The organism is Rhodoferax sp. OV413 (genome assembly GCF_900104385.1).
Lineage (GTDB): Bacteria > Pseudomonadota > Gammaproteobacteria > Burkholderiales > Burkholderiaceae_C > Rhodoferax_B.
In genome coordinates this window covers 182,715-205,675 of the sequence record NZ_FNJA01000004.1, presented here as the reverse complement: position 1 = coordinate 205,675, position 22,961 = coordinate 182,715, and the positions used below count along the sequence as shown (strand labels likewise).

Annotated in this window: 19 protein-coding genes and 1 pseudogene; 9 read left to right on the top strand and 11 right to left on the bottom strand. The window is 66.7% G+C overall.

Going from position 1 to position 22,961, the window contains the following annotated elements:
- Positions 1 to 2: 2 nt before the first annotated feature.
- Both BLT66_RS15475 and BLT66_RS15470 read left to right on the top strand, forming a co-directional pair.
- A pseudogene (locus tag BLT66_RS15475) lies at positions 3 to 710 on the top strand (GNAT family N-acetyltransferase); the annotation flags it as partial.
- A gap of 124 nt (positions 711 to 834) precedes the next feature.
- The gene (locus BLT66_RS15470; protein WP_092759174.1) at positions 835 to 2,172 is read left to right on the top strand and encodes a chloride channel protein; all 1,338 of its coding nucleotides are present in this window, start codon (positions 835 to 837) and stop codon (positions 2,170 to 2,172) included.
- 22 nt (positions 2,173 to 2,194) lie between these two features.
- On the opposite strand, the gene BLT66_RS15465 is transcribed toward BLT66_RS15470, so the two are convergent.
- Positions 2,195 to 3,460 (bottom strand): putative Na+/H+ antiporter, encoded by a 1,266-nt coding sequence (locus BLT66_RS15465; RefSeq protein WP_092758661.1) that lies wholly within the window; start codon positions 3,458 to 3,460, stop codon positions 2,195 to 2,197.
- 227 nt (positions 3,461 to 3,687) lie between these two features.
- Positions 3,688 to 4,089: a hypothetical protein gene (locus BLT66_RS15460; protein ID WP_092758659.1), complete on the bottom strand. Its 402-nt coding sequence runs from the start codon at positions 4,087 to 4,089 to the stop codon at positions 3,688 to 3,690.
- 267 nt (positions 4,090 to 4,356) lie between these two features.
- Here BLT66_RS15460 and BLT66_RS26800 point away from each other — a divergent pair, with 267 nt between their 5' ends.
- Complete coding sequence (locus BLT66_RS26800) at positions 4,357 to 4,521, top strand: hypothetical protein (protein WP_176955065.1); 165 nt, start codon at positions 4,357 to 4,359, stop codon at positions 4,519 to 4,521.
- 55 nt (positions 4,522 to 4,576) lie between these two features.
- Positions 4,577 to 4,783 (top strand): hypothetical protein, encoded by a 207-nt coding sequence (locus BLT66_RS15455; protein WP_143029230.1) that lies wholly within the window; start codon positions 4,577 to 4,579, stop codon positions 4,781 to 4,783.
- Positions 4,784 to 4,858: 75 nt separating this feature from the next.
- On the opposite strand, the gene BLT66_RS15450 is transcribed toward BLT66_RS15455, so the two are convergent.
- From BLT66_RS15450 to BLT66_RS15440, 3 genes are all read right to left on the bottom strand, one after another.
- Positions 4,859 to 5,980 (bottom strand): M48 family metallopeptidase, encoded by a 1,122-nt coding sequence (locus tag BLT66_RS15450; RefSeq protein ID WP_255406929.1) that lies wholly within the window; start codon positions 5,978 to 5,980, stop codon positions 4,859 to 4,861.
- Positions 5,973 to 7,250, bottom strand: a complete 1,278-nt coding sequence (locus BLT66_RS15445; RefSeq protein WP_092758655.1) for a YjgN family protein — start codon at positions 7,248 to 7,250, stop codon at positions 5,973 to 5,975. The genes BLT66_RS15450 and BLT66_RS15445 overlap by 8 nt, the downstream gene beginning before the upstream one ends.
- A 113-nt stretch (positions 7,251 to 7,363) precedes the next feature.
- Positions 7,364 to 8,257: a LysR family transcriptional regulator gene (locus tag BLT66_RS15440; RefSeq protein WP_092758653.1), complete on the bottom strand. Its 894-nt coding sequence runs from the start codon at positions 8,255 to 8,257 to the stop codon at positions 7,364 to 7,366.
- An 81-nt stretch (positions 8,258 to 8,338) separates the two neighbouring features.
- Between BLT66_RS15440 and BLT66_RS15435 the strand changes: the two genes are divergently transcribed.
- From BLT66_RS15435 to BLT66_RS15425, 3 genes are read left to right on the top strand one after another with little or no spacing between them, the layout of a single operon-like run.
- On the top strand, positions 8,339 to 9,715 hold the full coding sequence (locus BLT66_RS15435) for an acyclic terpene utilization AtuA family protein (RefSeq protein WP_092758651.1): 1,377 nt from the start codon (positions 8,339 to 8,341) through the stop codon (positions 9,713 to 9,715).
- Complete coding sequence (locus BLT66_RS15430; RefSeq protein ID WP_092758649.1) at positions 9,712 to 10,089, top strand: AtuA-related protein; 378 nt, start codon at positions 9,712 to 9,714, stop codon at positions 10,087 to 10,089. The genes BLT66_RS15435 and BLT66_RS15430 overlap by 4 nt, the downstream gene beginning before the upstream one ends.
- Positions 10,071 to 11,039: a Bug family tripartite tricarboxylate transporter substrate binding protein gene (locus BLT66_RS15425; RefSeq protein ID WP_092758647.1), complete on the top strand. Its 969-nt coding sequence runs from the start codon at positions 10,071 to 10,073 to the stop codon at positions 11,037 to 11,039. The genes BLT66_RS15430 and BLT66_RS15425 overlap by 19 nt, the downstream gene beginning before the upstream one ends.
- Positions 11,040 to 11,063: 24 nt before the next feature.
- Here the strand turns inward: BLT66_RS15425 and ybaL are convergent, their stop codons facing one another.
- Complete coding sequence (gene ybaL / locus BLT66_RS15420) at positions 11,064 to 12,770, bottom strand: cation:proton antiporter domain-containing protein (protein ID WP_092758645.1); 1,707 nt, start codon at positions 12,768 to 12,770, stop codon at positions 11,064 to 11,066.
- A 230-nt stretch (positions 12,771 to 13,000) separates the two neighbouring features.
- Between ybaL and BLT66_RS15415 the strand changes: the two genes are divergently transcribed.
- Positions 13,001 to 13,972, top strand: a complete 972-nt coding sequence (locus BLT66_RS15415) for a Bug family tripartite tricarboxylate transporter substrate binding protein (protein WP_176955064.1) — start codon at positions 13,001 to 13,003, stop codon at positions 13,970 to 13,972.
- Between the two features lies 1 nt (position 13,973).
- Here the strand turns inward: BLT66_RS15415 and BLT66_RS15410 are convergent, their stop codons facing one another.
- The 3 genes from BLT66_RS15410 to BLT66_RS15400 all read right to left on the bottom strand — a co-directional run bounded on the left by BLT66_RS15410 (position 13,974) and on the right by BLT66_RS15400 (position 17,335).
- A complete protein-coding gene (locus BLT66_RS15410) occupies positions 13,974 to 15,248 on the bottom strand; it encodes a leucine-rich repeat-containing protein kinase family protein (protein ID WP_092758641.1) in 1,275 nt (424 codons plus the stop codon).
- Positions 15,249 to 15,366: 118 nt separating this feature from the next.
- Complete coding sequence (locus BLT66_RS15405; protein ID WP_255406965.1) at positions 15,367 to 16,332, bottom strand: 2-hydroxyacid dehydrogenase; 966 nt, start codon at positions 16,330 to 16,332, stop codon at positions 15,367 to 15,369.
- 37 nt (positions 16,333 to 16,369) lie between these two features.
- Positions 16,370 to 17,335: a tripartite tricarboxylate transporter substrate binding protein gene (locus tag BLT66_RS15400; protein ID WP_092758638.1), complete on the bottom strand. Its 966-nt coding sequence runs from the start codon at positions 17,333 to 17,335 to the stop codon at positions 16,370 to 16,372.
- A gap of 104 nt (positions 17,336 to 17,439) precedes the next feature.
- Here BLT66_RS15400 and BLT66_RS15395 point away from each other — a divergent pair, with 104 nt between their 5' ends.
- Positions 17,440 to 18,165, top strand: a complete 726-nt coding sequence (locus BLT66_RS15395; RefSeq protein ID WP_092758637.1) for a GntR family transcriptional regulator — start codon at positions 17,440 to 17,442, stop codon at positions 18,163 to 18,165.
- 56 nt (positions 18,166 to 18,221) lie between these two features.
- On the opposite strand, the gene BLT66_RS15390 is transcribed toward BLT66_RS15395, so the two are convergent.
- Together BLT66_RS15390 and BLT66_RS15385 are read right to left on the bottom strand one after the other, a co-directional pair.
- Positions 18,222 to 21,005 carry an EAL domain-containing protein gene (locus BLT66_RS15390; protein ID WP_092758636.1) on the bottom strand — a complete coding sequence of 928 codons (2,784 nt, stop codon included), beginning with the start codon at positions 21,003 to 21,005 and terminating at the stop codon, positions 18,222 to 18,224.
- 56 nt (positions 21,006 to 21,061) lie between these two features.
- Positions 21,062 to 22,687: a FecR domain-containing protein gene (locus tag BLT66_RS15385; RefSeq protein ID WP_176955063.1), complete on the bottom strand. Its 1,626-nt coding sequence runs from the start codon at positions 22,685 to 22,687 to the stop codon at positions 21,062 to 21,064.
- Positions 22,688 to 22,961 lie beyond the last annotated feature (274 nt).

Genomic DNA, 22,961 nt, shown 5'->3' with positions numbered 1-22,961 from the left:
GTATGCCCCACACTTTGAATGCCTACCAGCAAGCCATAGGCGAGCCCTTGCCCGACTGGAGCCCGCGCGCACTGCCGGCGCGCGCGCCCATCCTGGGGCGCTACTGCCGGCTGGAGCCGCTGGACCCGCAGCGCCACGCCGACGATCTGTACGCGGCCTATAGCCAGGCACCCGATGGGCGCGACTGGACCTACCTGCCCGTAGGCCCGTTCACCAGCGCCGTCGACTACCGCGCGCATGCCGAGCGGGCGGCGGCCAACAGCGATTTCCTGCACTATGCGGTGATCGACCTGAAGACCGAACGCGCGGTGGGCACGCTGGCGCTGATGCGCATGGACCCGGCCAACGGTGTGATCGAAGTCGGCTTCGTGGTGTTCTCGCCGCTGCTGCAGCGCACGCCGATCTCCACCGAAGCCCAGTACCTGCTGATGCAGTATGTGTTCGACGACCTGGGCTACCGGCGCTTCGAGTGGAAGTGCGACAACCTGAACGCACCCTCGCTGCTGGCGGCCGAGCGCCTGGGTTTCCGCTTTGAAGGCATCTTTTTGCAGGCTACGGTCTACAAAAGCCGCAACCGCGACACGGCCTGGTTTTCCATCATCGACGGGGAATGGCCGGCGCTGCGCGCCAGCTTTATGCAATGGCTGGCACCGGAGAACTTCGACGCCCAAGGGCAGCAACAGCGCTCGTTGTCGCAGATACGCGCGGCGTCGCATATCTAGGCGCTGTAGCGTCCTATGCTATGCAATAGGTAGCGGACTGCGCAGCCACAGTCTGCGCTGGAAGCCATTTCAAGCATGAGGCCGCGGAGTGCATGCCAAAATGCTGCTCCATATGCACCACGAACCCGATTTTCTTGCCAACCTCCGTGGGGAACTGTCCGACGGACGTTTGTGGATAGAGCGGGCCGTGGTGCTGGCCTATGCGGCGGCGGCCGGCCTTTTCGTCGTGGGGTTCACGCTGCTGAGCGATCGTACTTTTGGCTGGTTTGATCTCTTGTACCAACGGTATCCCTGGAGTGTTTTCATTTGGACCCCGGCATTGACTGCGGGCATAGTCTGGACCACCCGGCGCTACTTCCCGGGCGCCAGTGGCTCGGGTATTCCACAGGTCATGGCGGCGCTGGACCCGGGTTTGCCGGCCGAGGCGCGTAGCCGGTTTGTGTCCATGCGGCTCACACTGGCCAAAATCGGCTTGTCGTCCGCTGGGCTGCTGGCCGGTTTGTCGATTGGCCGCGAAGGACCGTCGGTGCAGGTGGCTGCGGGGGTGATGCAACATGCGCAGCGCTGGTTGCGCCCGGGCTCGGGGCTCAGTACGCATGCCCTCTTGGTGGCAGGCGGTGCCGCGGGCATTGCCGCCGCGTTCAACGCGCCTTTGGCGGGCGTGGTGTTCGCTATTGAAGAGCTGTCACGCAAGCTCGAATCGCGCAGCAGCGGGCTGATCATTACCGCGATTGTGCTGGCCGGCCTGGTAGCGGTTTCCACCTTTGGCAACCTCACCTATTTCGGCGTCATCAAGGTGCCGCATTTTGGTTGGGATGGCTTGCTGCCCGGCTTGGTGGTTACGCTGGCCAGTGGCGTACTCGGTGGTCTTTTCGCCAGGCTGCTGGCGGCTTCGCTGACTGGTTCTCCGGACCGCATTAGCCAGTGGCGTGGCCGCTATCCGGTACGTTTTGCCGCGGCCGGAGGTCTGGTGATTGCCCTCATCGGTACCGTGACGGGCGGCGCCACCTTTGGTGCGGGCTCGCATGCGGTCAAGGATATGTTGGCCGGGGAAGCCAGTGTGCCGGCCTTTTATGTGACTTTGAAATTCGCCGCCACCTGGCTCACCGCCTGGTGCGGTGTGCCGGGTGGAATATTCGCCCCGTCGCTATCGATTGGCGCGGGCGTGGGGCACAACGTGGCCATGCTGATGGGGGGTGACATGTCGGCAGCGTTGATTGCCATGGGCATGGCGGCTTTCCTGGCAGCGGTGACGCAGGCACCGCTTACGGCGTTCATCATCGTGATGGAGATGGTTGATGGCCATGCCATGGTGCTGAGCCTGATGTCGGCGGCGATGCTGGCCAGCCTGGTGTCGCGCATGTTGAGCCGGCCCTTGTATGGCACGCTGTCGGACTTTCTGACCCGGCCGTTTATGCCGGCCAGCCACCGGCCGCCGGCCGCCCACTGACGAGCGGGCTAGCAGTTCATGTCTAGAGCAGCATCAATGCGGCCATGGCCACAACCGTAGGGACTATTGCTCCGAGCAAGAGTCCTCCAGCACCTACCGATTCATCGGCGAATCCGCGCTTCAAAAGCGCCACGCCCGCGGGGTTGGGGGCGTTTGCAATCACCGTCAGGCCACCGCCTGCGACCGCACCTGCGACCAGGCTGTACTTGGCCTCGTCGGAAATTCCGGCGATCAACGAGCCCAGATAGGTCAACGCGGCGTTGTCTGTCACCGCCGTCAAAGCGGTCGCGCCAAAGAACAGCACGCGGGGCGGCATCGATGACACGATGGGTTGCAACCACCATTGTTGCAATCCGCCCAGAACTACCAGGCCCGCCAGAAAGAACGCGACCAGCAGCGCTTCTTTGACAATGAGCGGGTTTTGGTGGCGTTCGTAGGCCTGGACAAAACCCAGGAACATCAGAAACAGCCCGAGAAAGGCCACGGGGTGGTGGGCCAGCACAACGACCGCAGCAAGGAACGCCAAGTGCACGGCGATGACCAGCGGTGGCATCTGTGCGGCCGGGTCCGGCTTGTGGTTTGGTTTAACCGGAGCATCCTGCAAATGGGTGCGCAGCAGGAATGTCGCCAAGCTCGCGTTAAAGACGACGGCCAGGGCGGCTTTCCAACCAAAGTGGGTCAGCATAAACATCGAGTCCCATTGCCAGGCTGAGGCCACCATCAGCACCGGCGGGGCGGCAAAGGATGTCAATGTTCCGCCAATCGACACGTTCACGAACAAAACACCCAGCGCCAAATACTTGATCCGTTCCGGCACCTCGGATCGGAAAACCTGCGGTGCCAGCATGAGCGCGGCAATCGTCATGGCAGCTGGCTCGGTGATGAGTGAGCCCAGAATCGGCACGCCGGCCAGGCCCAGCCATGCGCTCGCCAGCGACGTACGCAGGGGCAGGCGCCGCGCAATCATGTCGACGGAAGCCATCACCGCATGCAGTATGGGGCGGGAGGCCGCAATCACCATTACCACAAAGACAAACAGGGGTTCGGTGTATTGCCGCGACTCGGCATAAGCCAGCGCCTGGTTGCTGCCGCCCACCGCCGCCATAGAGAAGACCAGAACAATGGCCCAAAACCCAAAGACGACCTCGACTTCGCCCAGCAGGTGGAATAAGCCCGCATGGCGAGGGAACCGGTGGGATAAGCGTTCTAGCTGCTTGGCCGCGAAGGTGTGGGCGAGAGCAACCGCAAAAAGCGCGGCCGCAATCAGTTCGATGGTGTGGGAAGGCATGGGGTCTAGTCGTAGTAAAGCTGCGAGGCGGCCCGACCTTCGCTAAACCTGCCACATAGAGAGCATTCTCTGGGCACCCGCTGGCATTTTACGTTGGGCGAAGGCCCTGATTGAGGCAGCCGTAATGCCTTCCGCCAACCCGCGGCGCTCCGGTACGGTCCAAAAAGCTGTCGGCCCGGGGTATTCGATAGGGATTTGAACCTGGCGGCGAGAGCTCCGAAAGGCTCCTAGCGGCCGTCCCACAAACCCTGGGCGTCTAGGATCGCGTAGGCGATGTCGGGATTTTTCTCCAAACTGCGGCGGATCGCGGTAGGGATGTTCTGTCGCGTCTTGCGGCACAGGCCCGGCTGGTCAGCCACCTGTATGCTGATGCCACGCAGGGTACGTACTTCATGGATGCTGGGGGTGATGCTCAGGCGTATACCCAACTGAGCGTGCAGACGGCTTTCCATGTTCTTCAGATCAGCCAGGCTGGACAGCGCCTCCAGCCGGGTTAGCAGCTTTTGCTCTTCTTCCCTGGTCAGCTTCAGGATGCGCAGATCGGCCTGCGGGTCGTTCAGCAAAGCATTGCGATCGCAAATGCACGCGCCGGGCGGGCACTCCTTGCGAATCGGAAAAGGGACGCTCATATCGTCTGGGAGGCGCTGATTGCCCCTGCTGAAAAGCCAGCGGGCGATCATAAATCAGACAGCAGTACAGAGATGCCCGATGCGCCGTCTAGGTAGCCTGACAGCGCCGGAATACAGCTGGTTATGCACCAAAGTGAGGCTAAAGCGTGTCTTATATCTCACAAAGCCGGCTAATACGCATGTTTTTGTGCGCAGCTGCACCGGCTTTGTGCGATACTAGGGTTAACCCTGAAACGGGGTGCGTTTCATCTCCAGGAATCTTTTGCCATGAACATCTTCTTTTTACTTTGGCTGGCTGCCCGCCGCGCTGTCCAGGCAATGGGCCGCAGCATGGACCAACAGGATCAGCGGGATGTGGAAAGCTATCTCGGCAAGGCCCAGTCTTTTGCCGACCTGGAATCCCGCGAACGCTACTGGCTGCAGTCGCACTAATTTCATCCGGCCGTTGTGGCCACAGGCGTGTGCCTGAATATTTTGGAGTACCACCATGCAAGTTATTTATTTCCTCAAATCTTTGTTCACCGTTGCCAGCGCGACTTTTGCACCGGGCGAGCGTGTGAACCTGGTCCGCCGTGGCAGCATCTTGCGCACCGATGGCTATGTGGTCGCACAAACCGACGGTGGCGTGCTGGTCGAATGGCCACGCGCCGGTTCCAGCTTTGTGAAGTCGTCGGAACTGACCGCCATCATCTAAATCCGAGCGCTATCGTTTAGATAGCTTCTCGCGCATATCTAATATGCGAAAACGCCCCGTTTGGCGTTATTTTTTCTAGTCTTTGGGGCACTGCTGCGTGTGCCCTTGTTGCAGCGCAGTGGCGCGCTCCACGGTGTCCGGGTGGCTGCTCAGCAGCGTCCATGGCGAGGCTGCCCCTTCCTTGTTGGCCGCTTTGTCGTCCCCCTGTGCAATCGCCAGCAGCAGCTGGCCCATGGGGGCGGTAGGCAGGGCCGCATGGCCTAGCAGCGCGATGGCATAGCAGTCGGCCTCGCGTTCGTGGCCGCGCCGGTAGGCCAGGCCCGTCAGCAGGGCGCCGCCGGTAGACAACACCCCCGACACATCGCCCAGCGCCAGCCCCAGGCCCACATTCAGCACCCCTTGCTCGACCAGCATGCGGGTGGTGTGGCGGTGCACCACGTGGCCCATCTCATGCGCCAGCACGCCGACCAGGGCGTTGTCGTCCAATCCCTTGTCTGCAGCGGCTTTGACCAGCCCATCGGTCAGCACTACGGTGCCGCCGGGCAGCGCAAATGCATTCGCCCCCATGCCCGAGCGGAACGCCAATGTGAAACGCGGCTGGTAGCCGCCATAGCGCTGCAGCGTGGCCGGAACCTGCTGCACCAATGCGTCGAAGCGGCTGCGTAACGCGGCCTGGCGCTCGGCGGGCAACTGGCTGGGTTTCAGTGTGCCATCGTCCAACTGCTGTAGCGCCTGCTCGGCCAGCGTGGTTTCCCAGGCTAGCGGCACCTGGCCGGTGAGCTGGGTGGCCAGCCACGGCGTGCCGTAGCGGTAGAACAGCGCCAGCCCGATGGCGGCCACAGCCACCGCGCCCAGCAGCGCCGGCCAGCGGGTTTGCAGGCGCTGGGCCAGGCCGGGGCGGGCGCCGGCGGCCTGTAATGCGGCCTGCCAGTCGGCCACCGCGTCAATCTCCAGGCTACCGTGTTCGCGCAAATCCACCACTAGCCGCAGCTGCGGTTTGCGGGCGCTCCAGGCTTCGGGCCAGCCGACATCGGCGTGGCGAAATGTTGTGGGCGGCATGCCGGCCTGGGCCAGCGGATGCAGCAGCAAGTTGGGTCCGCCGGCCGCCGGCACCAGGCTGACCAGTACCGGCTGGGCATGGCTGCTCAGGCCGTCGAACCAACGCGCCGGCACCAGCGCGGGCAGGGCGCTAGCCAATCAGGTCCAGCCCCGCGGCATCGGCCAGCGCATCGCCGAGCGCGCCTTGCTGCTGGCGCACCATGGCGCCCGTCACCTGGTCCACACCGCCTTTGACGAACAAGGTCACCGATTCAAACTTCATCCGGTATTCGCTGACCCGGGCGAACGGGCGGTACAGGCCCAAAGTGAACAGGGTCAGCAAAATATTCTGGATGCGCAGCAGCACATAGCTGCGGGTGCGCAGCCCGCATTTGAAGCGCCCCACCTGGCCCAGGCCCACGTTGTTCCACACCAGTTGGAACATCCGCGCTTCGCGGTAGGCGCGGGCCGGCGCCGAGGCCAGCACCAGCAGCACCACGCCGCCGACCACGCCGGCCAGCACCAGCACAAACATCCACGGCCCCGGCCGCTGCGCCTGGCCCATCAACAGCACCGCCGAGCCGCCGATGGCCGCTGCCAGCAGCGCACCGATCAGCGCGATGGACAGCACGAACACCGCCACCGTGGCCAGCCAGATCTTGACGAAATCCAGGTACACCGGCTTCCAGCGGCCAGCCGCCGCGCCCAGGCGGGTGCGCAGCACCAGCAGGCTTTTGTAGTTGTATTCGAGGCGGATGGCGCACAGCAGCGACAGCACGATGCCTAACAGCACTACACCGCCCATGGCCCAGGTCACGCTGGGCAAGGATTTGCGCGCCTTGGCGCCGGCCTGCTGCACGGCTTCGCTGGCTTCGGGCGCCAGCACCTGCAGTCCGAACACCACACCTATCCACACCAGTGCCAGCGCAAATACCGGCCAGCTGGCAATGTAGACCTCGCGCCAACGGGCGGTGAATTGCAGGCGCAGGCCGCGCCAGCGCGTTGCGCCCAGGCGGAAGCGCATGGCGCTGCCCCAGATGTAGGGCGCGAGCGCGGCGCCGCCCAGCAGGAACAAGGCAACGGCCGTGTGCTGCCCGCTTTCCACCGCGATCTTGTAGGCCAGGGTCAGCAGCACCAGCAGCACAAAGCCGACCACCATCTTGCGTTGCTGCGCGGTGAATTCCAGCGGGCTGTCGGCCACCAGGCTGTGGCTGTAGAAGTACTGCGCGGTGCGCCGGCGTGCCCAGGGCGTGTAGAAACCCAGGGTGATGATGGACAGCAGCACGTTGACGGCCCAGACCCGGAAGTAGCCGCCACCACTGCCGCTGAATTCCAGCGGATGCGCGTCGATCTGGCCGGCGGGCGGGGCGTAGCGCGAGGGCGCTGGAGGCGGCAGCGCATTGCCGTCGCGGGTGTCCTGGTAGTCCATGCTCTCCCTTTTCAACTGCCGGGAAGTGTAGCAGTGCGACTTAGCGGTAATGGCCGCTAGCGCTTATCTAGACTGCGCATGCAGCTATGTTTTTCATAGAAAAGAGGGACGCCTCAGGCCTTGATCTGCGCCAGCAGCAGCGCCACCATGGCCTGCGCCGCCACCGACAGCGCCTCGCCCCTGCGCTGGGCCAGCACCAGCGGGCGGTGCAGCGATGCCTCGCGCACCGGGCAGGTGTGCAGAGCCGGGCTCTGGAAGTGGAACAGCGTTAGCTCGGGCACGATGGCGATGCCCAGGCCTTGCGCCACCAGCGCCGCCAGGGTGGCCAGGTGCTCGACCTCCATGCTGGAACCGGTCAGCTGTTCCACGCCCGTGGCCTGTTCCAGGTGCTGGCGCACGCTGCTGTTGCGCGCCATGTGGACCATGGCGTGGCCGGCCAGTTGCTTGAGCCGCACGCTGGTGTGCCGGGCCAGCACGTGGTCCTTGCGGCAGACCAGCCAGTAGCCTTCTTTGCGCAGCAGCCGGGTGCTGAATTCGCGCAGGTCGCCGCCGGCGGTCAGCGCAAAGTCGACCTTGCCCTCGCGCAGCAGGGCCAGGCTGGCGCTGGCCAGGCAGTCGGTCAGCTGGATGTCGATCTGCGGATGCTGGGCGCGGTACTGGGCGATGGCCGCCGGCATCCACACCGCAGCGATCGAGGGCAGGGCGGCCACCGCCACCCGGCCGATACGGCGCGCGGCCAGGTCCTGCAGATTGGCCAGCGCACTGCGCAGGTCTTGCTCGATGCGCCGTACCTCGTCGGCAAACACGCTGCCCTCGGGCGTCAGCACCACATGCCGGGTCGAGCGCTCGAACAGCTTGACGCCGGCCGTTTCTTCGATGCGCCGGATTCGCTGGCTGAACGCGCTCTGCGACAGATTGCAGCGCTCGGCCGCGCGGGTGAAGTGCCGCGTGGCCTCCAGCGCCATGAAGGCCTCCAGGTCGCGGGCCGAGATATTAATTGATTTCATCGATGAATCATGCAGTTATTCCCATTTTACGAATGACAAAGCAAGCCGCACAATCCGACCATTCCCTGCCCTGGAGACACCGTGAGCCTTCAATCTGCACCGCCACCGCCGCCACCGCCGCTCTCGATCGGTTGCGCCGCCGGCTTCTCGGGCGACCGGGTGGACGCCGCTTCGGCGGTGGTCGACACCCTGGTGGCGCGCGGCGGGCCGGCCTTTTTGATCTTCGAAACCCTGGCCGAGCGCACCCTGGCCCTGGCCCAGCTGCGCCGTCGCGCCGACCCCGAGGCCGGCTACGAGCCGCTGCTCGACGCCATGCTGCGTCCGGTGCTGGCGCGCTGCCTGGCGCATGGCATCCGCATCGTCAGCAATTTCGGCGCGGCCAATCCGCCGGCTGCCGCGCGATTGATACAGCGCATGGCGGCTGAGCTGGGCCTGGCCACTCCGCGCATCGCCGTGGTCTGGGGCGACGATGTGTCCGGCCCCGCGTTGCGCCCTGCCTTGCGCGCCGAACTGGGCGCGGTGCTCGACGATCTGGCGGTGGTCAGCGCCAATGCCTATATCGGCGCCGAGCCGATTGCCGATGCGTTGAATGCGGGCGCGCAGATCGTGGTCTGCGGCCGGGTGGCCGACCCCTCGCTGGCCGTTGGCCCGGCGCTGGCCCACTTCGGCTGGGCCCGCGACGACTGGGCGCGCCTGGGCGCGGCCACCATGGCCGGCCATCTGCTGGAATGTGGCGGCCAGGTCTGCGGCGGCTACTTTGCCGACCCTGGCTTCAAGGACGTGCCCGATCTGGCCAGCCTGGGCTACCCCATCGCCACCCTGTATGCCGATGGCCACTGCAGCATCGCCAAGGCCGACGGCACGGGTGGCATGGTGACCACCGCCACGGTGAAAGAACAGCTGCTGTACGAGCTGCACGACCCGGCCGCCTACCTGACGCCCGATGTGGTGGCCGACATCGGCGCCGCCCGTGTTGAGCAGATTGCGGCGAACCAGGTGGCGCTGCACGGTGTGCGCGGCCATGCGCGGCCGGACACGCTGAAGGTCAACGTCTGCCATGAAGGCGGCTGGCTGGCCGAGGGCGAAATCTCCTACGCTGGCCCGCGCGCTGAAGGCCGGGCCCGCCTGGCCGCCGAGGTGCTGCGCCAGCGCCTGCCGCAGCTGGAGCTGCGCGTCGACCTGATCGGCGTGCTCAGCGTGCTGGCCGACGATGCGGGCCGGCTGCAAGCGGGTAAGCCGGCCGGCGAGGCCAGGGACGTGCGCCTGCGCGTGGCTGCCAGCCATGCCGACAAGGCCCAGGCCGAGCGCCTGTGCCGCGAAGTCACCGCGCTCTACACCTGCGGCCCGGCCGGCGGCGGCGGCGTGCGCACCACGCTGACCGCACGGCTCAACACCTTGTCCTGCCTGCTGCCGCGCAGCCTGGTGCAGACCGGTTTTACGATGCTGGAGGATTTATGAACGTACCCCTGTACCGCGCCGCCCACAGCCGCACCGGCGACAAAGGCAACCGCTCCAACATCAGCGTGATCGCCTACCGGCCCGAGCTGTTCGATCTGCTGGTGGCACAGGTCACGGCCGAGGCGGTGGCCGCGCATTTTGCACACCGCAAGCCAAAACAGGTGACCAGGCATGTTCTACCTGCGCTGGGTGCTATGAATTTTGTATTGGACGAGGTGCTGGACGGCGGCGTGAACGACGCGCTGAACCTCGACAGCCATGGCAAAGCCCTGTCCTACTGGCTGCTCGATTTGCCGCTGACAATACCTGCCGAACTCTTACCCCTGCTGCAACCCGAAAACCAACTGGAGACTCCATGCGCCGCAAACTCTTGACCCTCACCGCCGCCTTGTCGGCCGCTGCGCTGTTTGGCACTGCCAGCCAAGCCCAGACCTTCCCCGACAAGCCGATTACCTTCATCGTGCCGTTTGCTGCCGGCAGCGCCACCGACTTGCTGGCCCGCGCGCTGGCCCAGGCTATCACCGTTGACACCAAGGTCAGCGTGGTGGTGGACAACAAGCCCGGCGCCAACGCCTTCATCGGCGCGCAGGCGGCGGCCAAGGCCAAGCCCGACGGCTACACCGTGCTGATCGCCACCAACACCACCCACGCGGCCAACGAGCATTTGTACAAAAAGCTGCCCTACGACCCGGTGAAGGACTTCGAACCCCTGACCCTGCTGGGCCGGGGCGGCCAGATCATGGTGGTGAACCCGGCGCTGGGCGTGAACAGCGTGGCCGATTTCGTGAAGCTGGCCAAGTCCAAGCCCGGCAAGCTGAGCTTTGGCGCGGGCAGCTCGTCCAGCCGCATCGCCGGCGAGCTGTTCAAGCAGATGGCCGGCGCCTACATCGTGGCCATCCCCTACCGCAGCAACCCGCCGGCCGTGACCGACCTGATCGGCGGCCAGATTGAAATGATGATCACCGACATGGCCACCGGCATGCCGCAGGTCAAGGCCGGCAAGCTCAAGGCGCTGGGCGTGTCTACGCTGCAACGCAGCCCGCTGGCGCCCGAGGTGCCGACCATCAGCGAAGCCGGCGTCAAGGGCTATGAGATGACCTACTGGTTCGCCGCCTACGCCCCGGCCGGTACGCCCGCGCCGGTGGTCACGCGGCTGAACGAATTGCTGGTCAAGGCCGCGCACAGCAGCACCGCCGCCAACTTCTACCAGAGCACCGGCACTGAGATCACCACCACCACCCCGGACGAGCTGCGCAAGGTGCAGGCATCCGAGTCGCAGAAGTGGGGCAAGATCATCAAGTCGGCGGGGATGGAACCCGAGTAAGCCGCTGCCCCGGCTTAGCCAAAACTAAGCCGTCTTGCCGAAGCGCTCCAGCACATGCCGGCCCATGCTGTGGGCCAACTCGTCTTCGCCTAGGAAAACGCGGTTGATGTTTTCCGCGGCCAGCAGCGCGGCTTCGGCTTCGTTGTGGGTGCGCACCACGGTCTCGATGTGCGGGTTCAGCATGCGGGCGTTTTCCACCATCTGGCGCACATTGAAGGCATCGGGCGTGGCCACCACCAGCATGCTGGCGCGGGCGATATGGGCCTGGATCAGCACGCCGGCATCGGCGGCATCGCCCGATACCGCGGTGCCGCCGGTGGCGCGCAGCTGCTCGACCCGCTCGCGGTTCTGGTCAACCACCACGAAGGGGATGCCGCGCTCCGTCAGGGCGCTGGCGATGCGCTTGCCGACCCGGCCGTAGCCGACCAGCACCACCTGCTGGGAAAGGTATTTCTCATGCGTGTCCATGGGCAGCTCGGCCAGATGGTCGGCGCGGCCTTCCAGCATATGGGCCAGCTTGCTGCGCGACTGTATCCAGACCTCCAGCCCGTCGATGCCCTTGAATACCAGCGGGTTGATGGCGATGGACAGCAGCGCGCCCGCCAGGATCAGGCTTTGGCCTTCGGGCCGTAGCAGGCCCAGGCTGGCACCCAGCCCGGCCAGGATGAACGAGAACTCGCCGATCTGCGCCAGGCTGGCCGACACGTTCAGCGCGGTGTTCAGCGGGTAGCGGAACACCAGCACCAGGGCCGCCGCGGCGATGGATTTGCCGACGATGATGATGGCCAGCACCGCCAGTACCTGCAACGGCTGGCGCACCATCACCATCGGGTCGAACAGCATGCCCACCGACACAAAGAACAGCACCGCAAACGCCTCGCGCAGCGGCAGCGAGTCTTCGGCCGCGCGGTGGCTGAATTCCGACTCGCGCATCACCATGCCGGCGAAGAACGCGCCCAGCGCAAACGACACACCGAACAACGAGGCCGCACCGTAGGCGATGCTGACCGCCGCGGCGATCACGCACAGCGTGAACAGTTCGCGCGAACCGGTGCGCGCCACCAGCCAGAGCAGCTTGGGGAACACCCGGCGGCCCACCACCAGCATCAGGCCGACGAAGGCCGATACCTTCAGCAGCGTCAGGCCCAGCGACAACCACAGGTTGCCACCGCCGCCGCCATGCTCGTCACCCGGGGCGGTGCCGCCCAGCCAGCCGGCCAGCGGCGGCAACAGCACCAGTACCAGCACCATGGCCAGGTCTTCGACCACCAGCCAGCCGACCGCGATCTTGCCGTTCAGCGAATCGAGCGCATTGCGCGACTCCAGCGCGCGCAGCAGTACCACCGTGCTGGCCACCGACAGCGCCAGGCCGAAGACGATGGCCTCGCCCATGGGCCAGCCCCAGAAATGCGCCACGCCTGCGCCCATGGCCGTGGCCACGGTGATTTGCAGCACCGCGCCGGGCAGCGCAATCTTGCGCACCGACATCAGGTCGTCCATCGAAAAATGCATGCCGACGCCGAACATCAGCAGCATCACGCCGATCTCGGCGAGCTCGGCGGCGATCTGGCCGTCGGCCACAAAACCGGGTGTGAACGGGCCTATCAAGACCCCCGCCAGCAGATAGCCGACCAGTGCAGGCAGCTTGAACCGCACGGCGAGAAAACCAAACACCAGGGCCAGGCCGAGGGCGGTGGCGATAGTGGTGATAAGGGGCGTGCTATGGAGCATGGGTGGCTCCTGAAGATGTAGCGCGTCGGCTGGGGGCGGGCATGGAACTCCTGTGTAATTGGGGGGAACAGGCCTCTACCATAACCGCTGATGTAAAGACCGCGCCGGTCGGGGGTCGGCCAGCTAGCAAAAATATAGCTTGTGGCGCCCGGCAAGGCCCACGTGAACGGCTTTTGACCGCACAATCACAGCCGACAAGAGCCCCATTTGCGGCTCCCAGGAGACCCGCCATGCGCTTCCTGTTCAAGATATTGGTGTTGGCCCAGTGTGTATGGGCGCCGCTGGCGGCCGGGGCGGCCGAGGGCGACTTCCCGCACAAGCCGATCAAGGTGGTGGTGGGCTTTCCGGCCGGGCAGGGCATGGATACGGTGGCGCGGGCCCTGGCCCCCAAGCTGCAGGCGCTGCTAGGCCAGGCCGTGCTGGTGGACAACAAGGCCGGCGCGGGCGGCATCCTGGGCCAGCAGGCGGTGGCCTCGGCGCCACCCGATGGCTACACGATTCTGCTGACCTCGGCCGGGCCCATGGCCGTCAACCCCGGGGTCTACGACAAGCTGCCCTACGACCCGGTGAAAGACTACACGCCCATCGCCGGCGTGGTCAGCGTGCCGCTGGTACTGGTCGCCCATGCGGATCTGCCGGCCAGGAACGTTCAGCAGCTGCTGGCCTTGGCCCGCGCCCGGCCCGGCGAGATCAACTTTGCCTCCAGCGGCAACGGCGTGACCAACCACCTGGCGATGGAAATGCTGGCCGTGGCGGGCGGTGTGCGGATGACCCACGTGCCCTACAAAGGCGCGCCGCCGGCGCTGATCGATCTGATGGCCGGGCGGGTCGACGTGATGTTCGACACCCCGGTATCGGTGCTGCCGTATATCCAGGAGGGGCGCCTCAAGGCGCTGGCCGTCAGCAGCAGCCACCGGATGGCCGCGCTGCCCGATGTGCCAACGGTGGCCGAAACCTATCCGGGCTTTGCGGCCGTGTCGTGGATGGCTTTTGTGGCACCGGCGCATACGCCCGCGCCGGTGGTTGCCACGCTGCGCGACGCGGTGCTGCAGGTAGTCCAGATGCCGGAGATGCAGCAGTATTTTCTGGCCCGCGGCGTTGAACCCATGCCGCTGGACTCGGCGCCGCTGGCCCGCTTCATCCAGTCGGAGGTGGACAAGTGGGGCCGGGCCGCCAAGGCCGCGGGCGCCAAGGTGGACTGAGCTACGCCGCCAGGCCGGCCAGCCGTTGCTGTATATCGGCGAACAGCGGCCGGGCCGCGGGCTGCGGCTGCAGGCAGTCGTCGCGCAGCGCGGCCAGCGCCGGCAAGTCTGTGGGGCAATGGGCCAGCAGCTCTTCCAGCAGGCAGCCAAAGGCGCGGGCTTCCAGCTGTTGCAGGCCGAGCGACAGCTGCACATCGGCGGGCAGGGCGGGCAGGAACGACGCCGCGCCCATGTCGCCCAGCAGGCAGTGGCCATCTTCATCGCACTGCAGGTTGTGCGCATACAGGTCGCCGTGCAGCAGGCCGCGGGCGTGCAGATGGGCGGCTGCCGAGGCCACGCCTAGCGCAATGCGCAGCACTTTGTCGACCGAAAAACCAGTGCCTGCCGGATACACGTCGCGGGTGCAGGAGGCCAGGCTGGGCGGCCCGGCCAGGGTCGTGAAGTGCGGCGGTACCAGGGGCATCACCAGCCCCGCCGTGCCATCCGGATGGCCGGCCAGCGGGCCGAGGGTGCGCACCAGGTGCGGGTGTGCGCCCGCGGCCAGGCAGGCGGCCAGCTCGCTCTGCGGCCAGCCGTCGCTGGTGACCGCGCCCTTGAACAGCTTGACCGCCACGGGCTCGTCTTGCCATGCGGCCTGGTAGATGACACCCGACGCGCCTTCGCCCAGCTGCTGCTGCAACTCCAGCGCGTGCCACGGCACGGCATTGGCCGACGCGCTAGCCAGCGGCTGGTCGGCATAGGCCAGCCAGGCCAGGCGTGGCAGGCCGAGCAGCCAGCCGGGCAGGGCCGCCAGCGGGTTGGCCGAGATGCGCAGCAATTCCAGCTGCTGGCATTGGGCCAGCTCCGCCGGCAGCTGCTGCAGCCGGTTGCCGGCCAGCATCAGCTTTTGCAGCTGGTGGCACTGGCCGAGTTCGGCGGGCAGGGTGTCTATCTGGTTGTCGGTCAATATCAGCCAGCGCAGCCGGGGTGGCAGGGCGGCGGCCGGCACGTGGCGGATCTGGTTCGACTTGAAGCCGACCATCTGCAGCTGCGCGCACTGGCCCAGTGCGGCGGGCAGCTCGGTGAACCGGTTGTTCGAGCAAAAAATTACTTGCAGCCGGTGCAGCCGGTGCAGGTCGTCGGGCAGGCTGCTCAGCGCATTGCCCGACAGGTTCAGCACTTGCAGCGAATCCGCCAGGTCAAAGATTTCGCGTGGAAAGCTGGTCAGGCCGCAGGCCAGGTCGAGCCGCTGGATGCCGTGCAGCTGGCCGGCGCGGAGTTGGGAAAGAGTGTCCATGGGGGCTATTGTCGGGGAGCGGTCCGGCGGCCTCCCCGTTCCGGGATTTATGCATCAAACAGGCCGCTAGCGCATATTCCACCAGCGCAAGCAGCTATCAAATGCATAGTATGTTGGTTCAAGGCCCGGCCTGCACTGCGCCGCTGGCGTAGAAAGCATCCAGGTTCTGCACCACCATCTCGGCCATGGCCTGGCGGGTCTCCAACGTGGCGCTGGCCAGGTGCGGCAGCAGCACCACGTTGTCCAGCGCCAGCAGGCGGGCCGGCACACGCGGCTCGTCTTCGAACACATCAAGGCCGGCACCAGCGATGGCGCCGGCCTCCAGCGCCTGCACCAAGGCTTCTTCGTCGACCACCGAGCCGCGCGACACATTGATGAGGAAGCCCTTGGGGCCGAGTGCGCGCAGCACATCGGCATTCACCAGCTTGCGGGTTTCCGGCCCACCGGCGCTGACCACCACCAAGAAGTCGGCCCAGTTCGCCAGCGACTCCAGCGTGGCCTCGTAGGCATAGGGCACGGCCGGGTTGGGCCGGCGGTTGTGGTAGCGCACCTCCATGTCGAAACCGCTGGCGCGGCGCGCCACCACCTGGCCGATGCGGCCCAGGCCGAGTATGCCCAGGCGCTTGCCGCTGACCTGGGTGGCCAGCGGGTACTGGCCTTGCAGCCAGTCGCCACGGCGCACGAAGCGGTCGGCCGCGCTCAGGCGCCGGGCCACATCGATCACCAGGCCAAAGGCGGTGTCGGCCACGCAGTCGTTCAACACCTCGGGCGTGGTGCCGACGGCAATGCCGCGGGCACGTGCGGCGTCCAGCGGCAAGGTTTCGGCACCCACGCCGAAGCTGGAGATCACCTTCAGCGCCGGCAGCAGGGCCAGAGTGGCTTCGCTGATGCCGAAGCGGGCGGTGGTCACATAGCCGCTGAAGTCGGCCCCATGCGCGGCCAGGAAGGCCTGCGGATCGGCTTCTTCCCACAGCGGGTGTACGTCGTAGCGTTGGTGCAGCGCGGTGGCGAGCAGGGGGGGCATGTGCAGGTGCTGCAGGATCTTGGGTTTCATGGGGTGCAGGTGGGAGAAAAGTAGATTCAGGCGTGGTGCAGTACCGGAGACGGTGCGGGTATTGCGCTTACTCGGGCTGGATGTTGGCGCCCTTGGCGACCTTGGCCCATTTGAGCATTTCCGACTGGATGAAGTCGCCAAACTGCTGGGGCGTGCCGCCGCCGGGTTCGATGCCCGCGTCCTGCAGGGTCTTGCGCACATCGGGCAGCGCCAGGATGCGGTTCACCTCGGCGTTCAGCTTGGCGACCGTGGCCTTGGGCGTGCCGGCCGGGGCCAGCAGGCCGCCCCAGGTGCTGGTGTCGAAACCCGGCATGCCGGCCTCGGCCATGGTCGGCACATCGGGCAGGATGGAGCTGCGCTTGGCGGTGGTGACCGCCAGGGCATGCACGCGGTTGGCCTTGATCTGCACGTTGACCGCGGCCACGGTGTCGAACATCAACGAGGTGCGGCCGCTGATCAGGTCCGGGTGCGCCAGCGTGCTGCCCTTGTAGGGGATGTGCGCCATGTCGATGCCGGCCATGCTCTTGAACAGTTCGCCCGAGAAATGCGGCGCGCCGCCCGAGCCGCTGGAGGCAAACGACAGCTCGCCCGGATGCGCCTTGCCGTAGGCCATCAGCTCCTTCAGCGACTTCACCGGCAGGGCTGGCGTGGTGACCAGCACCAGCGGCACCACGTGGGTCAGCGCGACCGGCTCGAAGCTTTTCACCGTGTCGAACGGCAGCTTCTTCACCATGCTGGGGTTGATGGCGTGGCTGCTGGCCACCAGGGCCAGGGTGTAGCCGTCGGGCGCGGCCTTGGCCACGAAGTCGCTGCCGATGATGCCGGTGGCGCCGGCCTTGTTGTCGACGGTGACCGGTTGGCCGAAGGACTCGCCCATCTTCTGGCCGATCAGCCGAGCCAGTAGGTCGATGGCGCCGCCGGGCGAGGCCGGCACGATGATGGTGATGGGCTTGGCCGGGTAGCTCTGGGCGTGGGCCAGGCCGGTGCTGGCCAGAACGGCGGCGGCGATGGCGGTGACAAGTCGGTGTTGCATGGATGTCTCTCTCCGGGTGGTGGTTGGGAATTTTTGCGTTTTTACTATACTAGTATTCTAGTATCCCAGATGAAGCGATGCAAGGCAACCGATAAACTCCCGCCATGGCCCGTACCCGTTTGATCCTTCCTGAACTTGCCGCCGCGCCGGCGCCTGCTGCACGCGGGGCGGGGCGTGGCCTGATCGGTCTGGAGGCTTACGAGAGCCTGCGCACCGCCATCCTCAACTGCTCGTTCACCCCGGGCATGGCCTTGTCGGAGCTGGCGGTGTCGGAAGAACTGGGCGTGAGCCGGGCGCCGGTGCGCGACGCGTTCCGCCGCTTGGTGGGCGATGGTCTGCTGGAGGCGATTCCGCAGCGCGGCACCTTTGTGACGCGGCTGAGCCGGGCAAAGATTGCCGACGCCATCTTTGTGCGCGAGGTGATCGAGTGCCGCGCCGCCGAGCTGGCTGCGCAGGCGCCGCTGGCCGCGCGGCAGAAGCTGACCGAGCTGCTGGCGCGGCAGATCGATGCGTCCGACCAACACAACTTTCTAGGCCATCTGCTGGCCGATGAAGACCTGCACTACCAGATCCTGGTGCTGGCCGGCCACCCGCATGCCTGGAACCCGCTGATGCTGGCGCGCACCGGCATGAACCGGATCCGCCATATCGCCATCCCCGAGCTGGGCGGGAACCGCATCGCCATCGACCAGCACCGCGACGTGGTGCAGGCCATCATCGATGGCGACAGCGCCGCGGCCAGCGCCCAGATGCTGCGCCACATCCGCTCGCCGCTGCAGTTTGTGGACGCCATCCACCAGCGCCATCCCGAATACTTTGTTGCAGACTGAGTCGGCCTCTGGCGCATATTCCACCAGCGGCAGCAGCTATTGAATATATAGCGTGGCTAAAGCAGGCCGGTGATGCTGTCCAGCGGTTGCGGGCGGCCGAACAAGTAGCCCTGGGCAATGTCGCATTGCTTGGCGGCCAGCATGCGGCTTTGCTCCTCGGTCTCCACGCCCTCGGCCACCACTTTCAGCCCCAGGCCGTGGGCCAGGGCGATGGTGGCGCGGACGATGGCGGCGTCGTCCTTGTCGGTGGCGATGTCCATCACAAACGAGCGGTCGATCTTCAGCTCGTCGATAGGGAAGCGCTTGAGGTAGGCCAGCGAGGAATAGCCGGTCCCGAAGTCGTCCACCGACAGGCCCACGCCCAGGGTACGGATTTCGCGCAGCAGGCCGATCACCTGGTCGGCATCGGTCATGGCGGTGGTTTCGGTGATCTCCAGCCGCAGCAGATGCGGCGGTATCTTGGTCTCCAGCAGGGCCAGCCGCACCACCTGCACCAGGTCGCGGTTCAGGCATTGGCGGGCCGAGACGTTGACCGCAATCGGCACCGCCTGGTGCCCGGCCTGCAGCCACTGGGCGACCTGGCGGGCCGCCTGCAGCACGGCCCAGGCGCCCATGTCGACGATCAGGTCGGACTCTTCGGCTATCTCGATGAAGCCGCTGGGCATGACCAGCTGGTCCGGCGTGCGCTGCCAGCGCATCAGCGCCTCCATGCCGACCAGGCGCGGGTTCTGGAAGGCGAACTGCGGCTGGTAGTGCAGCACGAACAGGTCGTCGCGCAGGGCCTGGCGCAGCTCGATCTCCAGCGCCAGCCGGTCGTGCAGCCGGGTGTTGATGTCTTCCGACCAGAACTGGAAGCTGGCCCGCGGCTGGGCCTTGGCGCGGTACATGGCCATGTCGGCTTTGGACAGCAGCTCTTCCATCTCGCAGCCGTCCTGCGGCACCAGCACCACGCCCACGCTGCCGGCGCTGGGCAGGCGCATGTGGTTGAACTGCGGGCCGAGCACGATGTCCAGCGACAATGCTTCGACCACCTTGGCGGCGGCGCTGGCGGCGCCGTCATGGCCGTCCACGTCTTCCAGCACCAGCACAAATTCGTCGCCACCCCAGCGGGCCACGGTGTCGGTGTCGCGGCACAGCTCGCGCAGGCGCAGGGCCAGCACCTTCAGCACCGCGTCGCCGGTGCGGTGGCCCAGGCTGTCGTTGATGTGCTTGAAGCGGTCCAGGTCCAGAAACAGAATCGCCGCCTGGCTGCCGCGGCGTTGCACCCGCGACAGGGTCAGCGTCAGCCGTTCGTGCAGCTGGGTGCGGTTGGGCAGGCCGGTCAGCGCGTCGTGGCTGGCCGCGTAGTCCAGCTCGCGGGCTGCGGCCACCGCCTCGGTGACATCCGAGAACACCAGCACCGCACCGTCCAGCTGGCCTTCGGGGCTGCTCAGCGGGCTGGTGGTGGCCCGCAGCGCGCGCACGCCGTGCGGCGTTTGCAGGCTTAGAAACTGCGGCAGGTAGACCCGGCTGCGCTGGGCCAGGCAGGTCTGGACGGCTTCGCGCAGCCGTTCCATGCTGTCTACCGTCAACGGGTAGGCGCTCTCCAAGGGCTGGCCCAGCAGCTTTTGCTCGCCCGCCTGCCGCTGGGCGCTGGGGTTGGCAAAGCGGATCGATTGGTGCACCGCGTCGATGGTGATCACGGCGTCGTCAATCGCCTGCAGCGTGGCCTGCGCATGCTGGCGGGAACGCAGCAGCTGGCGGTTCACCGCGCGCAGCTTGCCGGCCACCCAAAACACTAATGCCACCGTCAGCGCCACGCTGGGCACGGCCGGCGGCAGCCACAGCTGGGTGTAGGCCAGCAGCAGGCCGCTGACCAGCAGCGGCAGGCCCAGCATCACGCCCGCCAGCAGCACCCGGCGGCCGCTGCGCAGAGGCCACAGCGCCAGGCTGCTGATGGCCAGCAGTGCAAACACCAAGCCGGTCAGCGCGCTCGCACGTTGGATCAGCGCCTGGCTTTGCAGTGCATCAAATGCCTCGGCATGGAACAGCACGGCCGGCAGGGTGGACTGCGGGCCGGCCAGCGGCGTGACCAGCTCGCCGCCCAGGCCGCGGGCCGTGATGCCGATGAACACTGCCCGGCCCTTGACCTCGGCCAGCCGCTCGGGCGATTGCAGCGCCTGGGCAAACGACAGGGTCGGCAGGCCGGCGATGCGCGGCAGCAGCACCTCCTGGCTGCGCACCCAGGCGCGGGGGGTGCGCAGGCTGGCCGTGGCCTGCGGCTGGGCGGCGGTGCTGGGCGCAGCCAGCTGGTACATCGCCATGGCCAGCGCTGGTAGGTTGGCGCGGCCATTGCCGGCTTGCAGGTACAGGCCGCGCGACTGGCCGTCCAGGTCCATTTCCACGTCCACATGGCCGAGCGGATGGCTGCCACTGCCCGGCGTGGCCAAGGCCGGCAGCAGCGCCACGCTGTCTAGCTGGCCATCGGCTTGCAGGGCCGGTGCCACCGCCAGCACCACCTGGCCATGGCGGGCAATCGCCGCGGCCAGGGCGGCATCGCTGGCCGGGTCCAGCCGGTCGGGTTCGGAGAACAGCACGGCGATGGCGATGCTGCGGGCGCCGGCTTCGTGCAGCCGGTCGAGCATCTGGGCGTGCAGTGCGCGTGGCCAGGGCCAGCGGCCCAGCGCGGCCAGGCTGGCGTCGTCAATCGCCACCACCACCGGCGGCTGGGCGCTGGCCGGGCGGGTGGGCAGCAGCAGGTCGTAGGCCAGCAGGTCCAGTCTGTGCACGCCGGGCGGATACCACCAGGCCAGCAGCAGGGCCGTGCCCAGCCCCGCCAGCCACCAGGCCTGGCGACGCACCGCCCGCCCCAGACGGTGCCGGAACGGGCGAAGTGCTGGGGGAGCAGGTAGGGCGGTCAGAAAAGTGCCAAAGCGGGTAGCAGCAGCAAGAGCGCGCGCCAGTACTGCGGCCGGGGTTCAGGAACGGTAAAGGTCTGGGTGCTGCCCCAGGGGCCGATGTAGCCGTCGGCACCTATGGCTTGCACCCGCACATGGTGGACACCGGGCTCCAGGCCTTGCAGCTGGTACTGCGCGGCCTCGGTCTGGGCATCGGTTTGCGGGCTGGCAAAACTGTTGTCGCGCGCTACCTGCAGCCGGTACTGGGCGGTTTGCGGCTGGGCCGACCAGCGCAGGGTGAGGCTGCCATCCTGCGGCGGCGGTATGTCTACGCCCGGGCCGGGCAGCACCCGGCGAAACGGCTGCGCATCGCCCCACGGCCCCGGGCCCTTGCTGGGGTGGATGGCGGCCACGCGCCACTGGTACAGGCCGGTGGGCAGGTCGCGCGCGGGCTGGGTGGTGGCGGCCTGGGCGGCCTGCACCACTTGCTCGTCGAATACCTCGGCTGCGCCGCTGGCCATGATCTGCAACCGGTAGCTCCAGCTCGGGTCGGCCTGGGTCCAGCGGAACACCGGGCGTTCGGCGGTGGTGACGGCGTCGGGCGCGGGCTCGATCAGCAGGGGCGGCTCGGGCCGGGCATGGACCACCAGGGTGCGTTGGGACGACAGGCCTTCCAGGCCCTGCGCGTCGATGGCGCGCACCCGCAGCACATAGCTGCCGTCGTCCACATCTCGGGCGCGGATGCGGGCCGCGGGCGAGGTTTCGTCGGAGATGGCTACGCTGAACTGCGCGTCAGGGGCGATCTGGGTGCGGTAGCTGCTGGCGCCGGCCAGGGCGGGCAGCGGCAGGTCGATGGGCATGCGCTCCACACGCTCGGGCAGGCTGTCCAGGCTGGGTGCGGGCAGCAGGGCCACGGGGGCGCTGGGTACCTGGCCGGTCTGGGCCACGCTGCCCTGGGCTGTCTGTGCCGTGACCTGGCCGCTGGGGTTGGCCACGTTGACCGCGCCGCTGAGTACCTCGGTGCGCAGGCTGCTGCCGTCGGCATACACGCGGAACTCGGTGCCGCGCACCGCCGCCACCGCCGCCGGGCTGCGGATCTCGAAGCGGCCGCCTGATTCACCCACCGGTGTGACCTGGTTTTCCAGGCTGCCGTGGAGTAGCGCCAATGTGACCAGGCTGCCCTGGCCGAGCAGCCGGGTCTGGGCCTGCTGCAGCTGCAGCTCGGAGTCGCGTCGCACCAGCACGCGTGAGCCGTCGGCAAACTGCAGGGTGGCACTGCCGCTGGGGCCGGTGCGCAGGGTGGACGGGGCTTGCAGCAGCTCGCCGGCCACGGCGCTGCGGGTGGGCGCCGTGCCCGGCTGCAGGCTGGTGTCGCCGGTGGCGGCCAGCAGCCGCACCTGGGCCGATTCGAGCTTGAGCCAGGCCTGGGGAATGTGCAGCCGGGTACCGGGCATGACGCGGCGGTCATCGGGTATCTGGTTCAGCTGGCGCAGCTTCAGCGCCAGCGCAGGGCTTTTGAGGTAGCGACCGGCCAGGTTCCAGGGGTGGTCGCCGGGCTGGACGGTGTAGATGAAGTCGGCCGCCGAGGCCAGGTTGCCGGCCCCCAGCAGGACCAGGCTACAGAGTGCAGTGCGGAGGCGATGCATGGGAAACGGATGGTTGTACATAGGTCTTCGTGGTGTGCGGCCTGCACCTGCCGCCAAGTTTGTTAATTATTGTTAAAAACCCTCCATTCTTCGCCTCCCGCTACAAATAATCATCAGCCCATGCCCTAGCGGCGCTGAATCCATCAACAAGTATGGGTAAGTAAGCAGCGCTTCCGTGAAGCAGTGGTTTGCGTTTGGCGGTGTACGCAGTAACATTTTCTTGCCACCGCTTCTTCGGTGGTTGACCCTTTGCACAGGAAAAGTGCTTGCATAC